The organism is Synechococcus sp. Cruz-7E5 (genome assembly GCF_024345995.1).
In the GTDB taxonomy this organism is placed as follows: Bacteria; Cyanobacteriota; Cyanobacteriia; order PCC-6307; family Cyanobiaceae; genus Regnicoccus_A.
The window spans coordinates 25,376-39,402 of the sequence record NZ_JAGQCE010000011.1 but is presented as its reverse complement, the minus strand read 5'-3'; the positions used below and the strand labels follow the sequence as shown (position 1 = coordinate 39,402).

Below are 14,027 nucleotides of genomic sequence, written 5' to 3'. Positions count from 1 at the left end.
GACATGGCCACCGTTGCAGAGCTGCTCCAGCCGGTCGAGAACGACCTGGAAACCCTGCTGAGCGATCTGCGCAGTCTGATCGGAGCGGGGCACCCGATTCTTCAGGCAGCTGCCGAGCACCTGTTCAGCGCTGGAGGCAAGCGGATTCGCCCCGGCATCGTGCTGCTCCTCTCTCGTGCCCTCTCGGCCGACGGCGAACTGTCCAGTCGCCACAGGCGACTGGCGGAGATCACCGAGATGATCCACACCGCTTCGCTTGTTCATGACGATGTGGTGGATGAGGCCTCCACCCGGCGCGGGGTGGACACGGTGCACAGCCGCTTCAACAACCGACTGGCGGTCCTGGCGGGCGATTTCCTGTTTGCCCAGGCCAGCTGGCATCTGGCCAATCTCGACGACCTCGCGGTGGTCAAGCTGCTCTCCCGCGTGATCATGGACCTGGCCGATGGCGAGGTGCGGCAGGGCCTCTACCGATACGACACGGGCCAGAGCTTCGAGACCTACCTCGATAAGAGCTACTGCAAGACTGCCTCCCTGATTGCAAACAGTGCCAAGGCCTCCGGCGTGCTGAGCGGACTCGGCAACGACCGCCTCGAAGACCTTTACCGCTTCGGACGTCAGCTCGGTCTCGCTTTTCAGGTTGTAGACGACATCCTCGATTTCACCGGCAGCGACCAGCAGCTGGGCAAGCCTGCCGCCAGTGATCTGGCCACCGGCTACCTCACGGCCCCGGTCCTCTATGCCCTCGAGGAACGACCGGCCCTGGCGGGACTGATTGAGCGGGAACTCTGTGAGCCCGATGATCTCGCCCAGGCCCTGGCACTGGTACGGGGCTGCGAGGCGATCCCCCGCTCAAGGGCCCTGGCCGAAGGGTTCGCGCGGGAAGCCGGTGATGCCCTGCAATGGCTCAGTCCTTCCGACTCGCGCACAGCCCTGCTCAGCCTGCCCGAGTTTGTGCTCAGCCGTCTCTACTGACGGCGAAGTCTCGGTCGCCGCTCACTGGGCTGATTGGCTACCAGCAGCAGACCGGCCATGATCGCCAGGTTCTTCAGCAGTTGGATGCGCTCCGAACTGTCACCCAGGTCGCTGTGGAAGATCAGGCTGGTAGGCACGAGGAAAATCAGCAGCAGCACCGCGCCCAGGCGCTGACGCCAGCCAAGGATCAGCAGGGCTGATCCCACAGCCAACAGCGCCATGGCCAGCACAAGCAGCAGGGGGGCCAGGGGTAGCCCCTTGGCAGAAATTTTGTCGGCCACCGCAGTGAAGGTCGTGAGCTTGCCCACCAGGGCATTAACGAACACAAGGGCGAGGAGTACACGGGCCAACCCCCCAATCCAGAGCGTGGTCTGGGAGCGTTGACCAGAACGGGAGAGGCGCAGCTGGGGCCGGGAACTCCTCATCAACGACGATGCAACGAACTGCAGTCTGCTGGTAACGGCTTGGGCCTCGCCGTATCACTCAGCCCTGTTCTTCAAGCAACATCTGCACGGGCATTGAGAGCGGCTTGCATCAGAGATGTCTGATGGCATCGGCGCTTCCCTTCATGATGGATCGATCCTTTGAACGCAACTCCAGCGTGAGCGAGCGCGCGTCCCACCCCGCGGAGCCCGGCGAACCGGTTGCCACAACCGAGTCCGCCTACTCCGAGCGTCTACCCGCCCTGGTGAGTCTGGGCAAGACACTTGCCGAGGCCCGTGAAGCTCAGGGCATCCCCCTGGCGGTGCTGGCGGAGCAGAACTACCTCTCGGCTGACAGGCTCAGCGCCCTTGAATCAGGTGATCACACACGGCTGCCGGAGCGGATCTACCTGATCGCCCAGGCCAGGCGGGTGGCCACCAGTCTTGGCCTCGACGCCGATCAGCTGACTGAGTCTCTGCTGGACATCCACCTGCCAGGGGTCAGCCGCCGTTCCGCACCCTCCCCAGGACCAACCAGTGCGGGTCAGCCTTCGGGCTCCGTGGCCAGGGTGAGCCTGGCGGCTCCCGCCATGGCACCCAGGGATCCCAGCAGTGAAGCCCATCTTCCGTCAACTCACATGCCCCGACGACGGATTGGGCTGACCTGGCTGCTGGCAGGGGGTGCCGGCGTGCTGGCCCTGGTGGCGGCCCTGGCCATCGGCACGAAGCAGAGCCAAACCGTCTCCAGCAACCTAACCAGGCCAGCGAGCACAACAAGCGAGCCTGCCAAGCCCGCCAAGCCTGCCGACCCCGTCAAGCCCAGCCTGGGGAGCCTTCTGCTCAGCAGCCGAGAACCCAGCTGGCTTGAGGTGCGAAACGGCGAAGGCAAGGAGCTGTTCCGCGGCCTGTTCACCGGCACCGGAACCTTTTCCCTGGGGGCAGGGTTGGAGGTGCTGGCGGGCCGCCCGGATCTGATCACCGTGACCACAGCCTCAGGACAGTCCCAGACCCTGGGCACGATCGAGCAGATCAGCTGGCATCAGTTCACCAGTAGCGGTGAACGTCAGACCTCCAGGAGCAGCTCCAGCCCCTGAAACAGCCATTGGCTGGGTTGCACCAATGGGAGAATCGACATAACTCCAGGAGCAGCTCGATCGAACGCGTCTGTGAGCCTGAATTGATGGATGGCGCCGAGCAGGCCCAGGCCTACGCCGATGCCGATTTCAGTGCCACCGACCAGGCCATGGTCGAGCGCATCGCCGTCTGTTTCGGTTCCCATTTGGGGGAGCGAATCATCGATCTGGGCTGTGGCCCCGGCAACATCACCTTCCGACTGGCGAGCCGCTACCCCTCCAGCCAGGTGGTGGGGGTGGATGGCTCCGGCGCGATGCTGGCCATCGCCATCGCCCGCAAGGAGCAGCAAAAGCAGCAACAGCAACAGCCTCCGCAGGGTTCCATTCTCTCCGGAGTCGTGAGCTTCGAGCAGGCCCTGCTCCCCTCTCTTCAGTTGAAGGGGGGTTACGACGCCGTGGTGAGCAACAGCCTTCTGCATCACCTGCACGATCCACAGGTTCTCTGGAGCACGGTGCGGCAGCTGGCGGCCCCTGGGGCCGCGATCTACATCAGGGACCTACGGCGGCCCGCCGATCAGGCAGCTCTTGATCGGCTGGTGGCCACCTATGCAGCCGGGGCCCCACCCGTGCTCCAGCACGACTACCGCCACTCTCTCCGGGCAGCCTTCACGGTTCATGAGGTGGAGGACCAGCTGCGTCAGGCCGGACTTGAGCAGCTGCTGGTGGGAGCCGTGGAGGACCGCTACCTGGAAGTCATCGGCCGTTACCCAGTTTGAGCCGGCCGCCGCTGAGCGGAGCCCATAACGTCTTTCGTGCTGCTGGGTACCAGGATGGGTGCCACCGTTGGTGGAGCTCAACGTGATCACAAGCAGAGCAGGGGCAAAGGCTTCGCTCAGCCTGGCCCTCGGGGCCCTGATGGCGATCACGGTCAGTCCGCTGCAGGCGCAGACCCAGAGTCTTGAGGGGAGTGCCTGGCTGCTGGAGTCGATTCCGGGGCAACAAACGTTGGTGCCCCCAGCTCCGACCCTGCGTCTTGAACAAGGCCGTATCAGCGGCAGCGACGGATGCAACCGCTATTCCGCTGCCGTGCTGGTCAGGGACTCCATGTTCCGCGTGACCGACCAGGGCCCCTCCACCCAGATGGCTTGCCCCGAAGACCAGATGCGTCAGGCTCAGTCGTTCAGGGCGGCACTTTCGGCGACGAGGGGATACAGCCTTCGCAACGGCCAGCTGGAGCTGATGGCCTCCAATGGCAAGGCGTTGGCCCGCTTCCGGCCCCAGCCCCAGGAGATCGCCGGCGCCCTCTGGATCGTCACCGGGCTCAACAACGGCAAGGAGGCGGTCGTCAGCACCCTGACCGGCACCACGCTGAGCCTGGAACTTCGCGCCAGGGGCCGCCTGGTGGGAACGGCTGGATGCAACCGCTACAACGCCGCGGCAGTCCTTGGCCAGGGAACGATTCAGGTGGGGCCGCCGGCGGCGACCCGCAGGATCTGCGTACGGCCCGAGGGAGTGATGGAGCAGGAAATCCAGTTTCTGCGCGCCCTTGAATCCGCCAGCCAATGGCAGATCGAAGCGAATCGGCTGGAGCTGCGGCGATCCGATGGGGCTCTGGCAGTCACCCTGCGCCGCGCAGACGGCAGATGAGCAGACATGCGGCCGCGCTGGCGCTGGTGCATGGGTTAGTGCTGACGGGCCTGCAGTTCGCCGGCCCCGTCCTCAGCTCCACGTCAGTCACCACTCCAGCCACCACGACGGCGGCTTTGATCCAGCTGGGGGGGCCGCCCCTCGCCCCTGGCCGGATCAGGGGCCAGGTGAGCATCCCCTTGGAGCGGGCCACTGGCGGGGACACCCCCGTGCTCAGCCTGCAGAGTGGCGGCGAGCCGGTGCGGTTGCTGCTCGACACCGGCGCCTCCACCACCCTGGTGACCCCCGAGCTGGTGCGCCGGCTGGGCCTTGAGAGCCGCGTTGTGGATCCGAAGACCTTCGCGCTTGCCGGTGCCGGAGAGGCCTGCCCAGACCTGAAGCCCCGGCGAGTGAAGCTGCCCGAACTCGTGCTCGCCGCTGCTGGCGAACGGCTCCAGCTCAGCGGCATGGAGGCGCTGGTGCTGCCGGTGGCGGGACTGCCCCCGGGGGTGGACGGTGTCCTGGGAGCCCCGCAACTGCGGCAGCAGCCGCTCTGGATCGATCCCCATGCCCAGCGCTTGAGCCTCGGACCGCTGGCCCTCGCTGACGCCGATCGTTTTCCCCAGGGAGACCAGGCCGGGGCTTCCACCAGCCTGAATCTGGTCTGGAGGGAAGGGGTCCCGCTGCTCCCCCTCAGCACACCGATGGGTCTGGCTCTCGCGCTGGCAGACACCGGCGCAGAAGGGCTGTTCATCACGGCGGGCCTGGCGGCGCGGCTGCGGCCGCTGGCACCGGCCAGCGCTCTGCGAGTCACTGGGTTCTGCGGCGAGCAGAGTGCCCGCCGCCAGGCCTTCTCCGGCCTGGCGCTGCCCGGGGGCGATCCGAGCCATCCGGTCGATGCCATCGTCACCGCCAACCCGATCTTCGAGAGCCTGCGGGTGGAGGCGATCGTGGGCCAGGAGCTGTTGCGCCACCGGGCCCAGCTCTGGCGTCTGGACGCGGTGCCTGCGACCCTGCTCCTCTGGCCTTAGAGCAGTGCCGATGCCGCCAGGATTCCCATCTGCACCCCCCAAGTCGCCACAACGGCGCTCAGGCGCGGGGCCCCGGCCCCTGCAGGCTCTCCTGCTGCTGCTGGCCCTCGCCGTGTCGCTCCTCGTGTCGCTCCTGCTGGCTCCGGTGCAGGCGAGCGAGCCGGCCCCCACCAGCAGCTATGTCCTGGCCCAGGCCGCGCCCTTCAACCGGCCCAGCCACTACCCGCTCAGCCAGCGTCCCGATCCGCAGCTGTACCGTCCCCATGCCGACTGGATCGGGCGCCTGATCCTGCCGGGCGAAGAAGAGACCAGCCGGGAGCCTGGCGACTGGGTCTGGGTAGAAATCGAGCATGCCCCGCCGGCCTCGGCCGGGCTCGTGGGACAGGTGCTGCGCCTGGCCTGGGCTGAGCGACCGGCTCTGCGGGAGCTGGTGGAGCGGGTGAGCACCGATGTGCGCTTCGCTCCGGCGGCGCAGGAAATCGAGTCCCAGGGAAATCTGCTGCCGCGGCGCCTGGACGGGCGCAGGCGGGTGGGCCCCCTGCAGTCGTTGGCAGGAGCCCGCCCCAACGACGATCTGATCGTGCAGCTGGAGGAGGTGGAGCTCGAGCCTGGAGCTGATGGATCCACCCGGCTGACCATCGCTCGGCCACCGCTGCAGATCAGCGGCCGCTATGTGGGCCTGGTGCGAATCCTCGGCCCTGTCGCCGGGGATCCGGAGCACCTGCGGGTGCGCCACTGGAACCCAGGCCGGGACGACTTCAGCGGCCCGCGTGATGTGGTGCGTGTGCCCCAGCAGCCGCTGGATCGTTTCGGCCGCTGGATCTCCACTCCCCGGGGACTCAGCTCCAATCCCGTGGGTGGCAAGGGGTGGTACATCTACGGCGCCCCTGACGCCGAGGGGCTGTTCACCGTGCAGGCCATCAAGCCAAGGGCCCTGCACCTGCTCCAACCAGATGCCGTGCTGCCCGCGGCCCGTCAGGGGATCCCCTACATCCTGCGTGGCAACTGGGCCGATACCCCCCGGCAACGGGGCCGGATCAAGCGGGTGATGCTTGATCCCGCCATCGCCAATGCTGGTACCCCAACGGGGCCTGTTGGCCAGAGCTGGCGGCCGGGAGACAGGGCCCTGCTGATCCACAGCTTCGGGGGCATCGGCGGGTCGGGGGGTGAGCAGATCAGCGGCGCCACCGTGACTGGCCATTTCGCCTTCGGGGAAGCGCGTGTGGTGAGCGATGCCATCACCGGCGAGCCGCGCTTCGATCTGCGCTACCACCAGATCTATGCCAACAACCCCAATGGCATCGTCTCGGGAACCCAGGACTGGACCGCCTTCAGCGGAGATATGCAACGGGGCTGGCTGGGCTCCAGGCCCATCTCTGATGTGCTGATCAAGCTGCAGCCTTTCGACGACCTGACAGTGGATGGGCAACGGTTCTCGCTGTTGCGGGAGCTGGCGATCCAGGCGGAGGTGCTGATGGCCCGCTACCGCAGCGGAGACGGCAGCGGCGTGTCGACGGTGACCCCGTCCACCTCCTGCGTGCAGGATTCGAGCCAGGCTCTGTACATCGCCATCGATCGCCTGCGCCGCCGGGTGGCGGACGAACCGAGGCTGCGGCGTTGGCTCAAGGACCACCCGCAGGAAAAGTCCAGCCAGGCCTTCCGTCAATTGGCACGGCTCACCTCCTCCCTCGACGAGCTTCTGACCCCCTTCGGCACGGCACGGTCCGACTGGCGCCACAACGCAGCAGTGGTTTCTGGTGATGTGTTCGTGCGCGGCGAAACGGGGATCGATGCTCTGATGAGCTGGCGCTCGATGCTTCCCCGCCGCGCCCACGACGATATGGCCCGGGTGTTCCTTCAGCATGGAGCCAGCCTCTGGTTCCTGCGCAGCAACCAACTGGCGGGAGGTGACAGCTCAATCGAACCCCTGGCACCGACCCTGCTGCTGGGTCAGATCCCGATTCTCTCCACCCTGCTGCGGCGTTTCAGCGATGCCCTGTTCGCGCCCCTGGGCCCAGCTGCCCTGGGCCGTGCTCTGACGATCCTGGTGGCCTATGCGGCACTTGCCCTGCCTCTCGGCTGGCGATCAGGTTTTCTCAGCCCCTGGAGGCTGAAGGCGATTGGTCCGGCGCTGCGGGCCATTCCGGCTCTGCTGCTGATGCCGGCCCTGGGGGAGGAGTTGATCTTCCGCGTGGCCCTGCTGCCCCATCCCCTTGAAGGTGAACCCCTTGCCAGTTCTGCCGCCTGGGGGGCTCTGAGCCTGGGTCTGTTCGTGCTGTATCACCCTGTGGCGGCGCGCTGCTGGTACCCGCCGGGGCGAGGTGTGTTCCGCGACGGGCGCTTCCTGGCGCAGTGTGCCCTGCTGGGGGGCGCCTGCGTGCTGATCTACGGGGTCACGGGCTCCCTCTGGCCGCCGGTGCTGCTGCATGGGCTGGCTGTAACGCTTTGGCTCTGGGGCCTGGGGGGCAGGGCGAGGATGCAGGAACAGCCGCTGCCGTCGCAATGACCCTCGATCGCTTCAAGCAGGCCCTCGCGGCCCTGATGGAAAAGGCACCGGCCGATCCTCTGGAGCGGGATGAGTTCTTCGAGGTCACCCCCCTGCCTGCCGAGGACGGACCGTTCGAGGTGGTGGTGGTGGATGAGGAAGCGGCGATCTTCGCAGTGCTCTACCTGGATCGGCTTTTTGCCAATGAAGAGAGCGAAGGGCAGCAGGAGGTTGCAGCTCTGGTGCCCGACTATCTGAAGACACGGTTCCAGCTGGAAGAAGGGGAATGGAACTCCACAGCCCCCTTCGATCTGGGCTGGAGAAGTCGGGATTTTCTCTGGTTCCAGGAGTTCACCTTGCCCGGCCTCACCCCAGACTGCCGCTACGACTGAGCATCAACGGCGCCCGTTCACGATCACTGGGGTGCCACCGCCGGCTGTGCCGGGCAGGGCCGGGACGACTGATGTCTGCCCATCCCACTTGTCGAGGAACAGCTTGTAGAGCACCTGGTCATCGAGGCTCGAGTTGAGGATCTCGTAGCGCTTGGCCTCCTGCTCGGCGATCTTCACTTCCGTCTGGGCCCGCAGCAGGCGCTGATCGGCGATCTGCTTCTGCTCGATCGCGGCGCGGTATTCCTCGGCGATCTGCAGTCCGGTGAGATCAAGTCCCTGAACCTGCACATAGTCGAACTTGATCAGTTCCTGAGCCACTTTGTCTTGCACGAGCTCCGAAATACTGTTCCATTCGGTGGCGATTGTCACCAGTTCATATTGGGAGAACACCGACTTGAGTGCCTTCAGCAATGATGGCTGAATGATGCGCGGATAGATCTGCTGGTTGTCTGTGGCGATCGTTTCGTAGATCCGTCCTGCTTCCTTCGGTTTGATGGCGTACTTCACCGTGGCGGTGGCCTCGATCACCTGCAGATCCTTGGTGAGGGTGGAGAACTGCTCCGGACGCACCTGAGTGCGCACATCGAAAAAGGATGTGGCCTGAATCAGCGGCACCTTGACGTTGGGTCCTGGGCTGCGCTGTCCCCCCGTGACGCGTCCCAAGGTGGTCACGACAGCCACGTTCCCGGCCGGGACGATGAAGATGGTCTGGGTGAGCAGGATAAGCAGCGCCACCGCCGCGGCCGCGATCAGCTGAAAGCCGGTTCCTGGTCCATCGCCACCGGCCGGCCGCATCGAGCTCTGCATCAAGAAAGGTATCTGGGGCCTGAACCCTAGGGCCATGACCACGGCCAGCGCAGAGCAGAGAAGGCCGAACGACGAGCGCTGACGTTTGCCAACAGAGCCATCGCCAGCGACCAGACGTACACCGCAGTGTCGTCTCGCCAGGCTGGTACGCCATCATCAGGCAACCTGGCTGTGGCCAGACATGGCCTCCAGTTTTCTGCTGTGATCCATCTCTTGTAGTAACCCGATGGCCGTTCTGCCCATGCAACCTCTGCAGCTGAAGGATCACCCTGAAGGCGGCCGTTACAGAGAGGTGTTCCGTTCAAAGCGCCGTGTGATCACCGCAACCAGTGAGAGACGCTGCGCACTCACCCACATCTATTTCCAGCTGAGACCAGGTGAGCGCAGCCTGTTTCACCGGGTGGGCTCCGATGAGGTCTGGAATCTTTATCAGGGCCGAGGACTCCGGCTCTACAGCTGGGATGGCACCAGTGACTGCCCCAGCTGCCTGATGCTCTCAGCTGAGGCCAACTCATGGTGCCAGGTGATTCCGGCGGGCTTCTGGCAGGCCGCTGAACCGATCAGCGAGACTGTCCTTGTGGGCTGCACGGTGGCTCCCGGCTTTGAATTCACTGATTTTCAGCTTCTGCAACCCGACTGCGCGCAGGCCCAGGCACTCATTGGCAGGGATCCAGCCATGGCCAGGTTTCTTGAGGGCCAGCCACAGGAGAGCCAGACTGCGCCCTCCAGCTGAAGAACCTCGAGTTGCCGCAGCCGTCAGTCAGCCGAGGTACCAGGCCAGCACGGCGCCCAGCTGGCCGACGATGCCCTTGCCGGTGAGCCACTCGCCGACGATGGCGGCGCTGAAGCCCAGCATGGCCACCCGGCCATTGAGGAGCTCCACCCCGGCCAGGGCGGTGGTGTTCCATGGCCGGCTGGTGGTGAGCCCTTCGCCGAATTTCTCCACCGGCTCGTAGCGGAAGTCGTTGCTGCTCATCGTTGGGGCCTCATCGGTTGCTTCCTGAAGGTGGGAGTTCACGCCAGGGTTGCGGTCCGGGGCAGCTTATGGGGTCTGGCTCAGAAAGCGCCGGCCCCGGCAGCATGGTCTGACAGTGACAATGACAACCATGGCCCGATCCCTCACCCGACGTCAGGTTCTTGGCCTGGGGGGGCTGGCCCTGGGGGGGGCTGCCTTCAGCACCTGGCGGCAGGCGCAGGCAGCCCCATTGGCGGCGGGCGCCGCTGGCCTTGGGTTGCCTCCCCGCGGCGACCGGCGGCTGGTGCTGATCAGTGATCTCAATGCCAGCTACGGCTCCACCAGCTACATCCCCGAGGTGGGCCAGGGCATCACTCTCATCCCCAGCCTGCGCCCGGATCTGGTGATGTGCGCCGGCGACATGGTGGCCGGCCAGAAGGCGAGTCTCGGCACCACCCAGCTGCAGGCGATGTGGGCCGGCTTCGATCGCCAGGTACTCAGACCCCTGCGCCGGGCAGGCCTGCCATTCGTGCCGGCGATGGGCAACCACGATGCTTCCAGCAGCCTGGCGGGCGGCCGCTATGTCTTCGAGCGGGAGCGCCAGGAGGCCAGCCGCTACTGGCGCCGCCAGCAGGGGGACCTCGGTCTGACCTACGCAGACGCCTCAGGCTTTCCTTTCTTCTACTCAGTGCTCCAGGGCGGGCTGTTCCTGCTGGTGCTTGACGCCTCGTCAGCCCAGATTCCTGCCGAACAACTGCGCTGGGCAGAGCGGAGCCTGACGAGTGCAGGGGCGCGTGGGGCCAGGCGGCGCCTGGTGATGGGGCACCTGCCCCTGCTTGGGGTTTCCCAGGGACGGGACACGGCCGGAAACGTGCTTGCCCAGAGCCTGGAGCTGCGCCGGCTGCTGGAGCGCACTCAAGTGGAGGCCTACATCAGCGGTCATCAGCACGCCTACTATCCCGGCCGGCTTGGGCAGCTCGACCTGATCCAGCTCGGTGCCCTCGGCAGCGGTCCCCGCAGGCTGCTGGGTCAGAGCGTGGCGCCGTTCCAGACCCTTACCGTGCTCGATTACGTCTGGAGCAGGGGCCTGCGCCGGGACAGCACCGTCAACATGCGCACGCGCCAGCTTCTGGATCCGGGGCAGCTGCCGCCACGCCTCAGCGACAGTCGCGGGCGCACCCAGATGCGGCGCTCCGCCGCTACAGGAGGTTGATGCGGTAGAGCACCTCTTCGAGGGCATCGGCCGCCAGCACTCCAGCCTGGCGCTGGGGATTGTCCGGGGTGCAGCAACTGGCAAGGGGCGCCAGCAGGGTGGAGGGCCGGGCGTGGCAGAACTGCACCACGCTGAGCCGTTCCTGATTCGGATCTGGCGGCGCCACCACCCGGTGCAGGCCGGCAGGGATCAGGCCGTTGCTGAGCCGCTCCAGCATCAGACCACTGTTGATGATCACCTGCCCCTCGGGCGGCAAGGCCGGCACCCAGCTGCCGGCCACCTCCACCTCCAGGCCGGCACCGCTGGCCCGGGGCAGGGCGGTGATCAGGTTGATGTCGCCGTGGGCAGCGGCCCAGAGGTGACCTGGAGCGGGGGCGGCCGCCATGGGCGGGTAGCGGATGGCGCGGCTGAGGGTGGGGGCCTCGCTGACCATCTCCTCGAAGAAGCACTCGGCCGCGCCCAGGCCCAGGGCGATCACCCGCAGGACGCGCCGCTGCAGATCGGCGAGCGCCCCGTGGAAGCGCAACAGCACCTCAGTGATGCCGGGCACCACCGCTTCGGGCAGCACCGGCTCCGGGTAGAGCAGCGGATAGCGGCGGCGCAGCGGGTGGGCGGCCGGGATCGGCGACGACCAGTTGAGCATCTCCTTCCAGTCGGCCCGCTCGCTGCCGGCAGCGGTTTCCACCAGCAGGCCGGTGTAGCCCGTCTGACCGGAGGCCCCGGCTGCTGTGAAGCGACCCTTGCTGGCCCCATCGAGGGCGAAGAAGCGGCCCAGCATGCCGTAGGCGGTGTCGAGCAGATCGCTGGACAGATCGCTGCTGGTGTACATGAAGCCGGTGGCCAGGCTGCGTCTCACCCCATCGACCACCGCCTGCCGGCGTCTGCCATCACCGCGCTCGAAGGCCAGCAGGTCGACATCGAGAATGGTGGGCTCCATCAGGGCAAGCTACGTGCCATCGCCAGGCTCGTGAAGGAAGAGCTCGGCGCTGGAGCCAGGCGCCGGCGAGACCTCGCCGCGGCTGAAGGCCAGCCAGCGGAAGTCGCCGAGGGCGGTGGGATCCACCAGACGCAGCAGCGCCTCGCGCCGGGCCAGCAGCTCAGCCAATCCCTCCTTCCGCTGTGGGCTGGTGGCCTGGGCCGCCTCTGCCTGCGGCTGTTGCAGCCCATGCAGGCACTGTGCCAGTCCCAAGGCCAGCAGGGCTTCGCCCTGCCGCCGCTGGCCCAGGCAACTCCAACCGGCCGCCTCCGCTGCCTCCAGCACGCTCTCGATGCAGAGGTGGGCGGTGAGGTCCCACTGGCCAGGTTCCAGCAGGGGATCGGAGCTGGCTCGCTGGGCGCGATAGGCCATCAGAGTGCCGTTGCTGCGCTGGGGAGCGTAATAGCGCCAGGCCTCGAGGGCGTAGTCGATCACCAGCAGGCGGCCATGGGCAAGAGCGGCGGCGCAGGCAGCCAGCCAGGGGGCCAGCCCTGGGTGGAGCTCGCTGCACCAGCCCGGCGGACGCCGTGGATCAAGGGGCAGCAGCCCGAGGGGCTCCAGCCGCGCCTGATCTTCCGGCTCCAGGGGTTCGCCGGGCACAAGCCGTAATGTCCCCTCCTGGAGCGTCACCTGCTGCCGGCGCCAGTGGTCCCCGCTGCGCTCGATCCGCTCCACCGCCAGGGCATCGAGCACCTCGTGGGCCAGCACCACACCGGTGAGCGGAGCGGCTGCCATCTCTGCAAAACTGCTCCAGCGCAACGGCAGAGGGCAGCCCTTCAGGCGCTGGCGCTGCCGTGGCGCCATGCCTTCGTTGGGCTCCACCAGCACCAGCTCCAGCCGCCTGGCCAGCTGGGGCCAGCCGGCTGCCAGCACTTCGGCCAGCTGGGCCGCCAGGCTGCCTTCACCGGGGCCGGTCTCCACCAGGCTCAGGCGTCCGCTGGGGAGATCCTCCAGCCAACGGGCGATCTGGGGGGCCAGCAGGGCCGCGAACTCCGGGCCCAGCGAAGGGGCTGTGACGAAATCTCCCCGTGGGCCGATGCTGAGGCGGCCGGCGCCGTAGGCGCCGTGCTCGGGGTCGTGGAGCACCCACTCCATATAGGTGCGAAAGGGCACGCTGCCCCCAGCCTGGTGCAGGCGCTTGTCCAGCCAGGCGGGCAGGGGCACGGGCGGGGTACGCCTCGGAGAGAATGGAAGGCCACTGAAGCAGCCGCATGGCCCCTGGCGCCAGATCTCTTCTCCGCTCAATCTTTGGTTGTCTGGCCGCCCTGGTGCTGTTGCTGGCGCCGCTCGGGGGAGCGCCAGGCGGGATGGTTCAGGCCGCTGACAATCCATCGCTCCTGCCGGATCACCCAACTCCCGTGATCGATCTGGCCCGGGCCCTGACCGACGGCCAGCGGGCCAGTCTGGAGGAGCAGCTGGAGGCCTTCGAAGAGAGCAGCGGCTGGAAACTGCGGGTTCTCACCCAGTACGAGCGCACGCCCGGTCTGGCGGTGAAGGAGTTCTGGGGGCTGGATGAGCGCAGCCTGCTGCTGGTGGCTGATCCCCGCGGCGGCAACCTGCTCAATTTCAACGTTGGCGACGCGCTCTTCGCCCTGATGCCGCGCACCTTCTGGGTGGAGCTGCAGACCCGGTTCGGCAACCAGTACTACGTGCGCGACCACGGCGAGGACGGCGCAATCGTGGATGCGCTCAGCGCGGTGGAGACCTGCCTGGAGCGGGGCGGCTGCCAGGTGGTGCCGGGGCTGCCTCAGGAACAGTGGCTGCTCACCTTCTGCACCTCACTGCTGGGTGGCCTGATCGTCGGCTTCGCCGGCTACCCACGTAAACAGGGTGATCTGGTGGCCTGGAGCTGGGTGCTGTTGCTCTCACCGCTGTGGGTGATGTTGTTCGTGGTCTTCGGTCTGGGCCCTGTGGTGACCCGCACCTCAGACCTGCTGCCGGTGCTGCGGAATGCACTGGGCTTTCTGGGGGGTGCTGTTGCCGCCTATCTCATCGCCCAGAAAACCATGGGACCACCCGCGGTCAGGGATGACTCAGGCAGCGGCGGCTGACTGCTGATGCAGCTCAGCAGG

Annotated in this window: 15 protein-coding genes; 10 read left to right on the top strand and 5 right to left on the bottom strand. The window is 66.8% G+C overall.

What is annotated here, in order from left to right:
* The first annotated feature begins 3 nt into the window (after positions 1-3).
* The gene (sds, locus tag KBY77_RS12030) at positions 4-975 is read left to right on the top strand and encodes a solanesyl diphosphate synthase (RefSeq protein ID WP_255104725.1); all 972 of its coding nucleotides are present in this window, start codon (positions 4-6) and stop codon (positions 973-975) included.
* Here sds and KBY77_RS12025 read toward each other — a convergent pair.
* Positions 969-1,400 (bottom strand): DoxX family protein, encoded by a 432-nt coding sequence (locus KBY77_RS12025; RefSeq protein ID WP_255104723.1) that lies wholly within the window; start codon positions 1,398-1,400, stop codon positions 969-971. The genes sds and KBY77_RS12025 overlap by 7 nt on opposite strands.
* 176 nt (positions 1,401-1,576) lie before the next feature.
* Between KBY77_RS12025 and KBY77_RS12020 the strand changes: the two genes are divergently transcribed.
* From KBY77_RS12020 to KBY77_RS11995, 6 genes are all read left to right on the top strand, one after another.
* On the top strand, positions 1,577-2,491 hold the full coding sequence (locus tag KBY77_RS12020) for a helix-turn-helix domain-containing protein (RefSeq protein ID WP_255104721.1): 915 nt from the start codon (positions 1,577-1,579) through the stop codon (positions 2,489-2,491).
* An 86-nt stretch (positions 2,492-2,577) separates the two neighbouring features.
* Positions 2,578-3,246 (top strand): trans-aconitate 2-methyltransferase, encoded by a 669-nt coding sequence (locus tag KBY77_RS12015; protein ID WP_255104719.1) that lies wholly within the window; start codon positions 2,578-2,580, stop codon positions 3,244-3,246.
* Positions 3,247-3,304: 58 nt separating this feature from the next.
* Entirely contained in the window at positions 3,305-4,117 is an 813-nt protein-coding gene (locus tag KBY77_RS12010; protein ID WP_255104717.1) for an META domain-containing protein, read from the top strand.
* Positions 4,114-5,127, top strand: a complete 1,014-nt coding sequence (locus KBY77_RS12005) for an aspartyl protease family protein (RefSeq protein WP_255104715.1) — start codon at positions 4,114-4,116, stop codon at positions 5,125-5,127. The genes KBY77_RS12010 and KBY77_RS12005 overlap by 4 nt, the downstream gene beginning before the upstream one ends.
* A gap of 10 nt (positions 5,128-5,137) precedes the next feature.
* Positions 5,138-7,633: a type II CAAX prenyl endopeptidase Rce1 family protein gene (locus tag KBY77_RS12000; protein WP_255104713.1), complete on the top strand. Its 2,496-nt coding sequence runs from the start codon at positions 5,138-5,140 to the stop codon at positions 7,631-7,633.
* Complete coding sequence (locus tag KBY77_RS11995; RefSeq protein WP_255104711.1) at positions 7,630-8,004, top strand: hypothetical protein; 375 nt, start codon at positions 7,630-7,632, stop codon at positions 8,002-8,004. Before KBY77_RS12000 ends, KBY77_RS11995 begins: the two co-directional genes overlap by 4 nt.
* A 3-nt stretch (positions 8,005-8,007) precedes the next feature.
* Here KBY77_RS11995 and KBY77_RS11990 read toward each other — a convergent pair whose 3' ends face one another.
* The gene (locus KBY77_RS11990) at positions 8,008-8,811 is read right to left on the bottom strand and encodes a prohibitin family protein (protein WP_094553815.1); all 804 of its coding nucleotides are present in this window, start codon (positions 8,809-8,811) and stop codon (positions 8,008-8,010) included.
* A 226-nt stretch (positions 8,812-9,037) separates the two neighbouring features.
* Here KBY77_RS11990 and KBY77_RS11985 point away from each other — a divergent pair, with 226 nt between their 5' ends.
* A complete protein-coding gene (locus KBY77_RS11985) occupies positions 9,038-9,544 on the top strand; it encodes a cupin domain-containing protein (protein ID WP_255104709.1) in 507 nt (168 codons plus the stop codon).
* A gap of 27 nt (positions 9,545-9,571) precedes the next feature.
* Here KBY77_RS11985 and KBY77_RS11980 read toward each other — a convergent pair whose 3' ends face one another.
* Positions 9,572-9,787 (bottom strand): chlorophyll a/b-binding protein, encoded by a 216-nt coding sequence (locus tag KBY77_RS11980; protein WP_255104845.1) that lies wholly within the window; start codon positions 9,785-9,787, stop codon positions 9,572-9,574.
* 130 nt (positions 9,788-9,917) lie between these two features.
* Between KBY77_RS11980 and KBY77_RS11975 the strand changes: the two genes are divergently transcribed.
* Entirely contained in the window at positions 9,918-10,979 is a 1,062-nt protein-coding gene (locus KBY77_RS11975) for a metallophosphoesterase (protein WP_255104708.1), read from the top strand.
* On the opposite strand, the gene KBY77_RS11970 is transcribed toward KBY77_RS11975, so the two are convergent.
* Positions 10,966-11,916, bottom strand: a complete 951-nt coding sequence (locus tag KBY77_RS11970; RefSeq protein WP_255104706.1) for an isopenicillin N synthase family oxygenase — start codon at positions 11,914-11,916, stop codon at positions 10,966-10,968. The genes KBY77_RS11975 and KBY77_RS11970 overlap by 14 nt on opposite strands.
* Positions 11,917-11,925: 9 nt before the next feature.
* Positions 11,926-13,119, bottom strand: coding sequence for an SAM-dependent methyltransferase (locus KBY77_RS11965; RefSeq protein WP_255104704.1), 1,194 nt, complete (start codon positions 13,117-13,119; stop codon positions 11,926-11,928).
* Positions 13,120-13,166: 47 nt separating this feature from the next.
* Between KBY77_RS11965 and KBY77_RS11960 the strand changes: the two genes are divergently transcribed.
* Positions 13,167-14,006: a TPM domain-containing protein gene (locus KBY77_RS11960; RefSeq protein WP_399212779.1), complete on the top strand. Its 840-nt coding sequence runs from the start codon at positions 13,167-13,169 to the stop codon at positions 14,004-14,006.
* The last annotated feature ends 21 nt before the right edge of the window (positions 14,007-14,027 follow it).

Bases quoted from the DNA above. Each gene is read 5' to 3' on its own strand.
- sds (WP_255104725.1), top strand. From the start codon at position 4: ATGGCCACCGTTGCAGAGCTGCTCCAGCCGGTCGAGAACGACCTGGAA.
- KBY77_RS12025 (WP_255104723.1), bottom strand. From the start codon at position 1,400: ATGAGGAGTTCCCGGCCCCAGCTGCGCCTCTCCCGTTCTGGTCAACGC.
- KBY77_RS12015 (WP_255104719.1), top strand. From the start codon at position 2,578: ATGGATGGCGCCGAGCAGGCCCAGGCCTACGCCGATGCCGATTTCAGT.
- KBY77_RS12005 (WP_255104715.1), top strand. From the start codon at position 4,114: ATGAGCAGACATGCGGCCGCGCTGGCGCTGGTGCATGGGTTAGTGCTG.
- KBY77_RS12000 (WP_255104713.1), top strand. From the start codon at position 5,138: ATGCCGCCAGGATTCCCATCTGCACCCCCCAAGTCGCCACAACGGCGC.
- KBY77_RS11995 (WP_255104711.1), top strand. From the start codon at position 7,630: ATGACCCTCGATCGCTTCAAGCAGGCCCTCGCGGCCCTGATGGAAAAG.
- KBY77_RS11990 (WP_094553815.1), bottom strand. From the start codon at position 8,811: ATGCAGAGCTCGATGCGGCCGGCCGGTGGCGATGGACCAGGAACCGGC.
- KBY77_RS11985 (WP_255104709.1), top strand. From the start codon at position 9,038: ATGGCCGTTCTGCCCATGCAACCTCTGCAGCTGAAGGATCACCCTGAA.
- KBY77_RS11980 (WP_255104845.1), bottom strand. From the start codon at position 9,787: ATGAGCAGCAACGACTTCCGCTACGAGCCGGTGGAGAAATTCGGCGAA.
- KBY77_RS11975 (WP_255104708.1), top strand. From the start codon at position 9,918: ATGGCCCGATCCCTCACCCGACGTCAGGTTCTTGGCCTGGGGGGGCTG.
- KBY77_RS11970 (WP_255104706.1), bottom strand. From the start codon at position 11,916: ATGGAGCCCACCATTCTCGATGTCGACCTGCTGGCCTTCGAGCGCGGT.
- KBY77_RS11960 (WP_399212779.1), top strand. From the start codon at position 13,167: ATGGCCCCTGGCGCCAGATCTCTTCTCCGCTCAATCTTTGGTTGTCTG.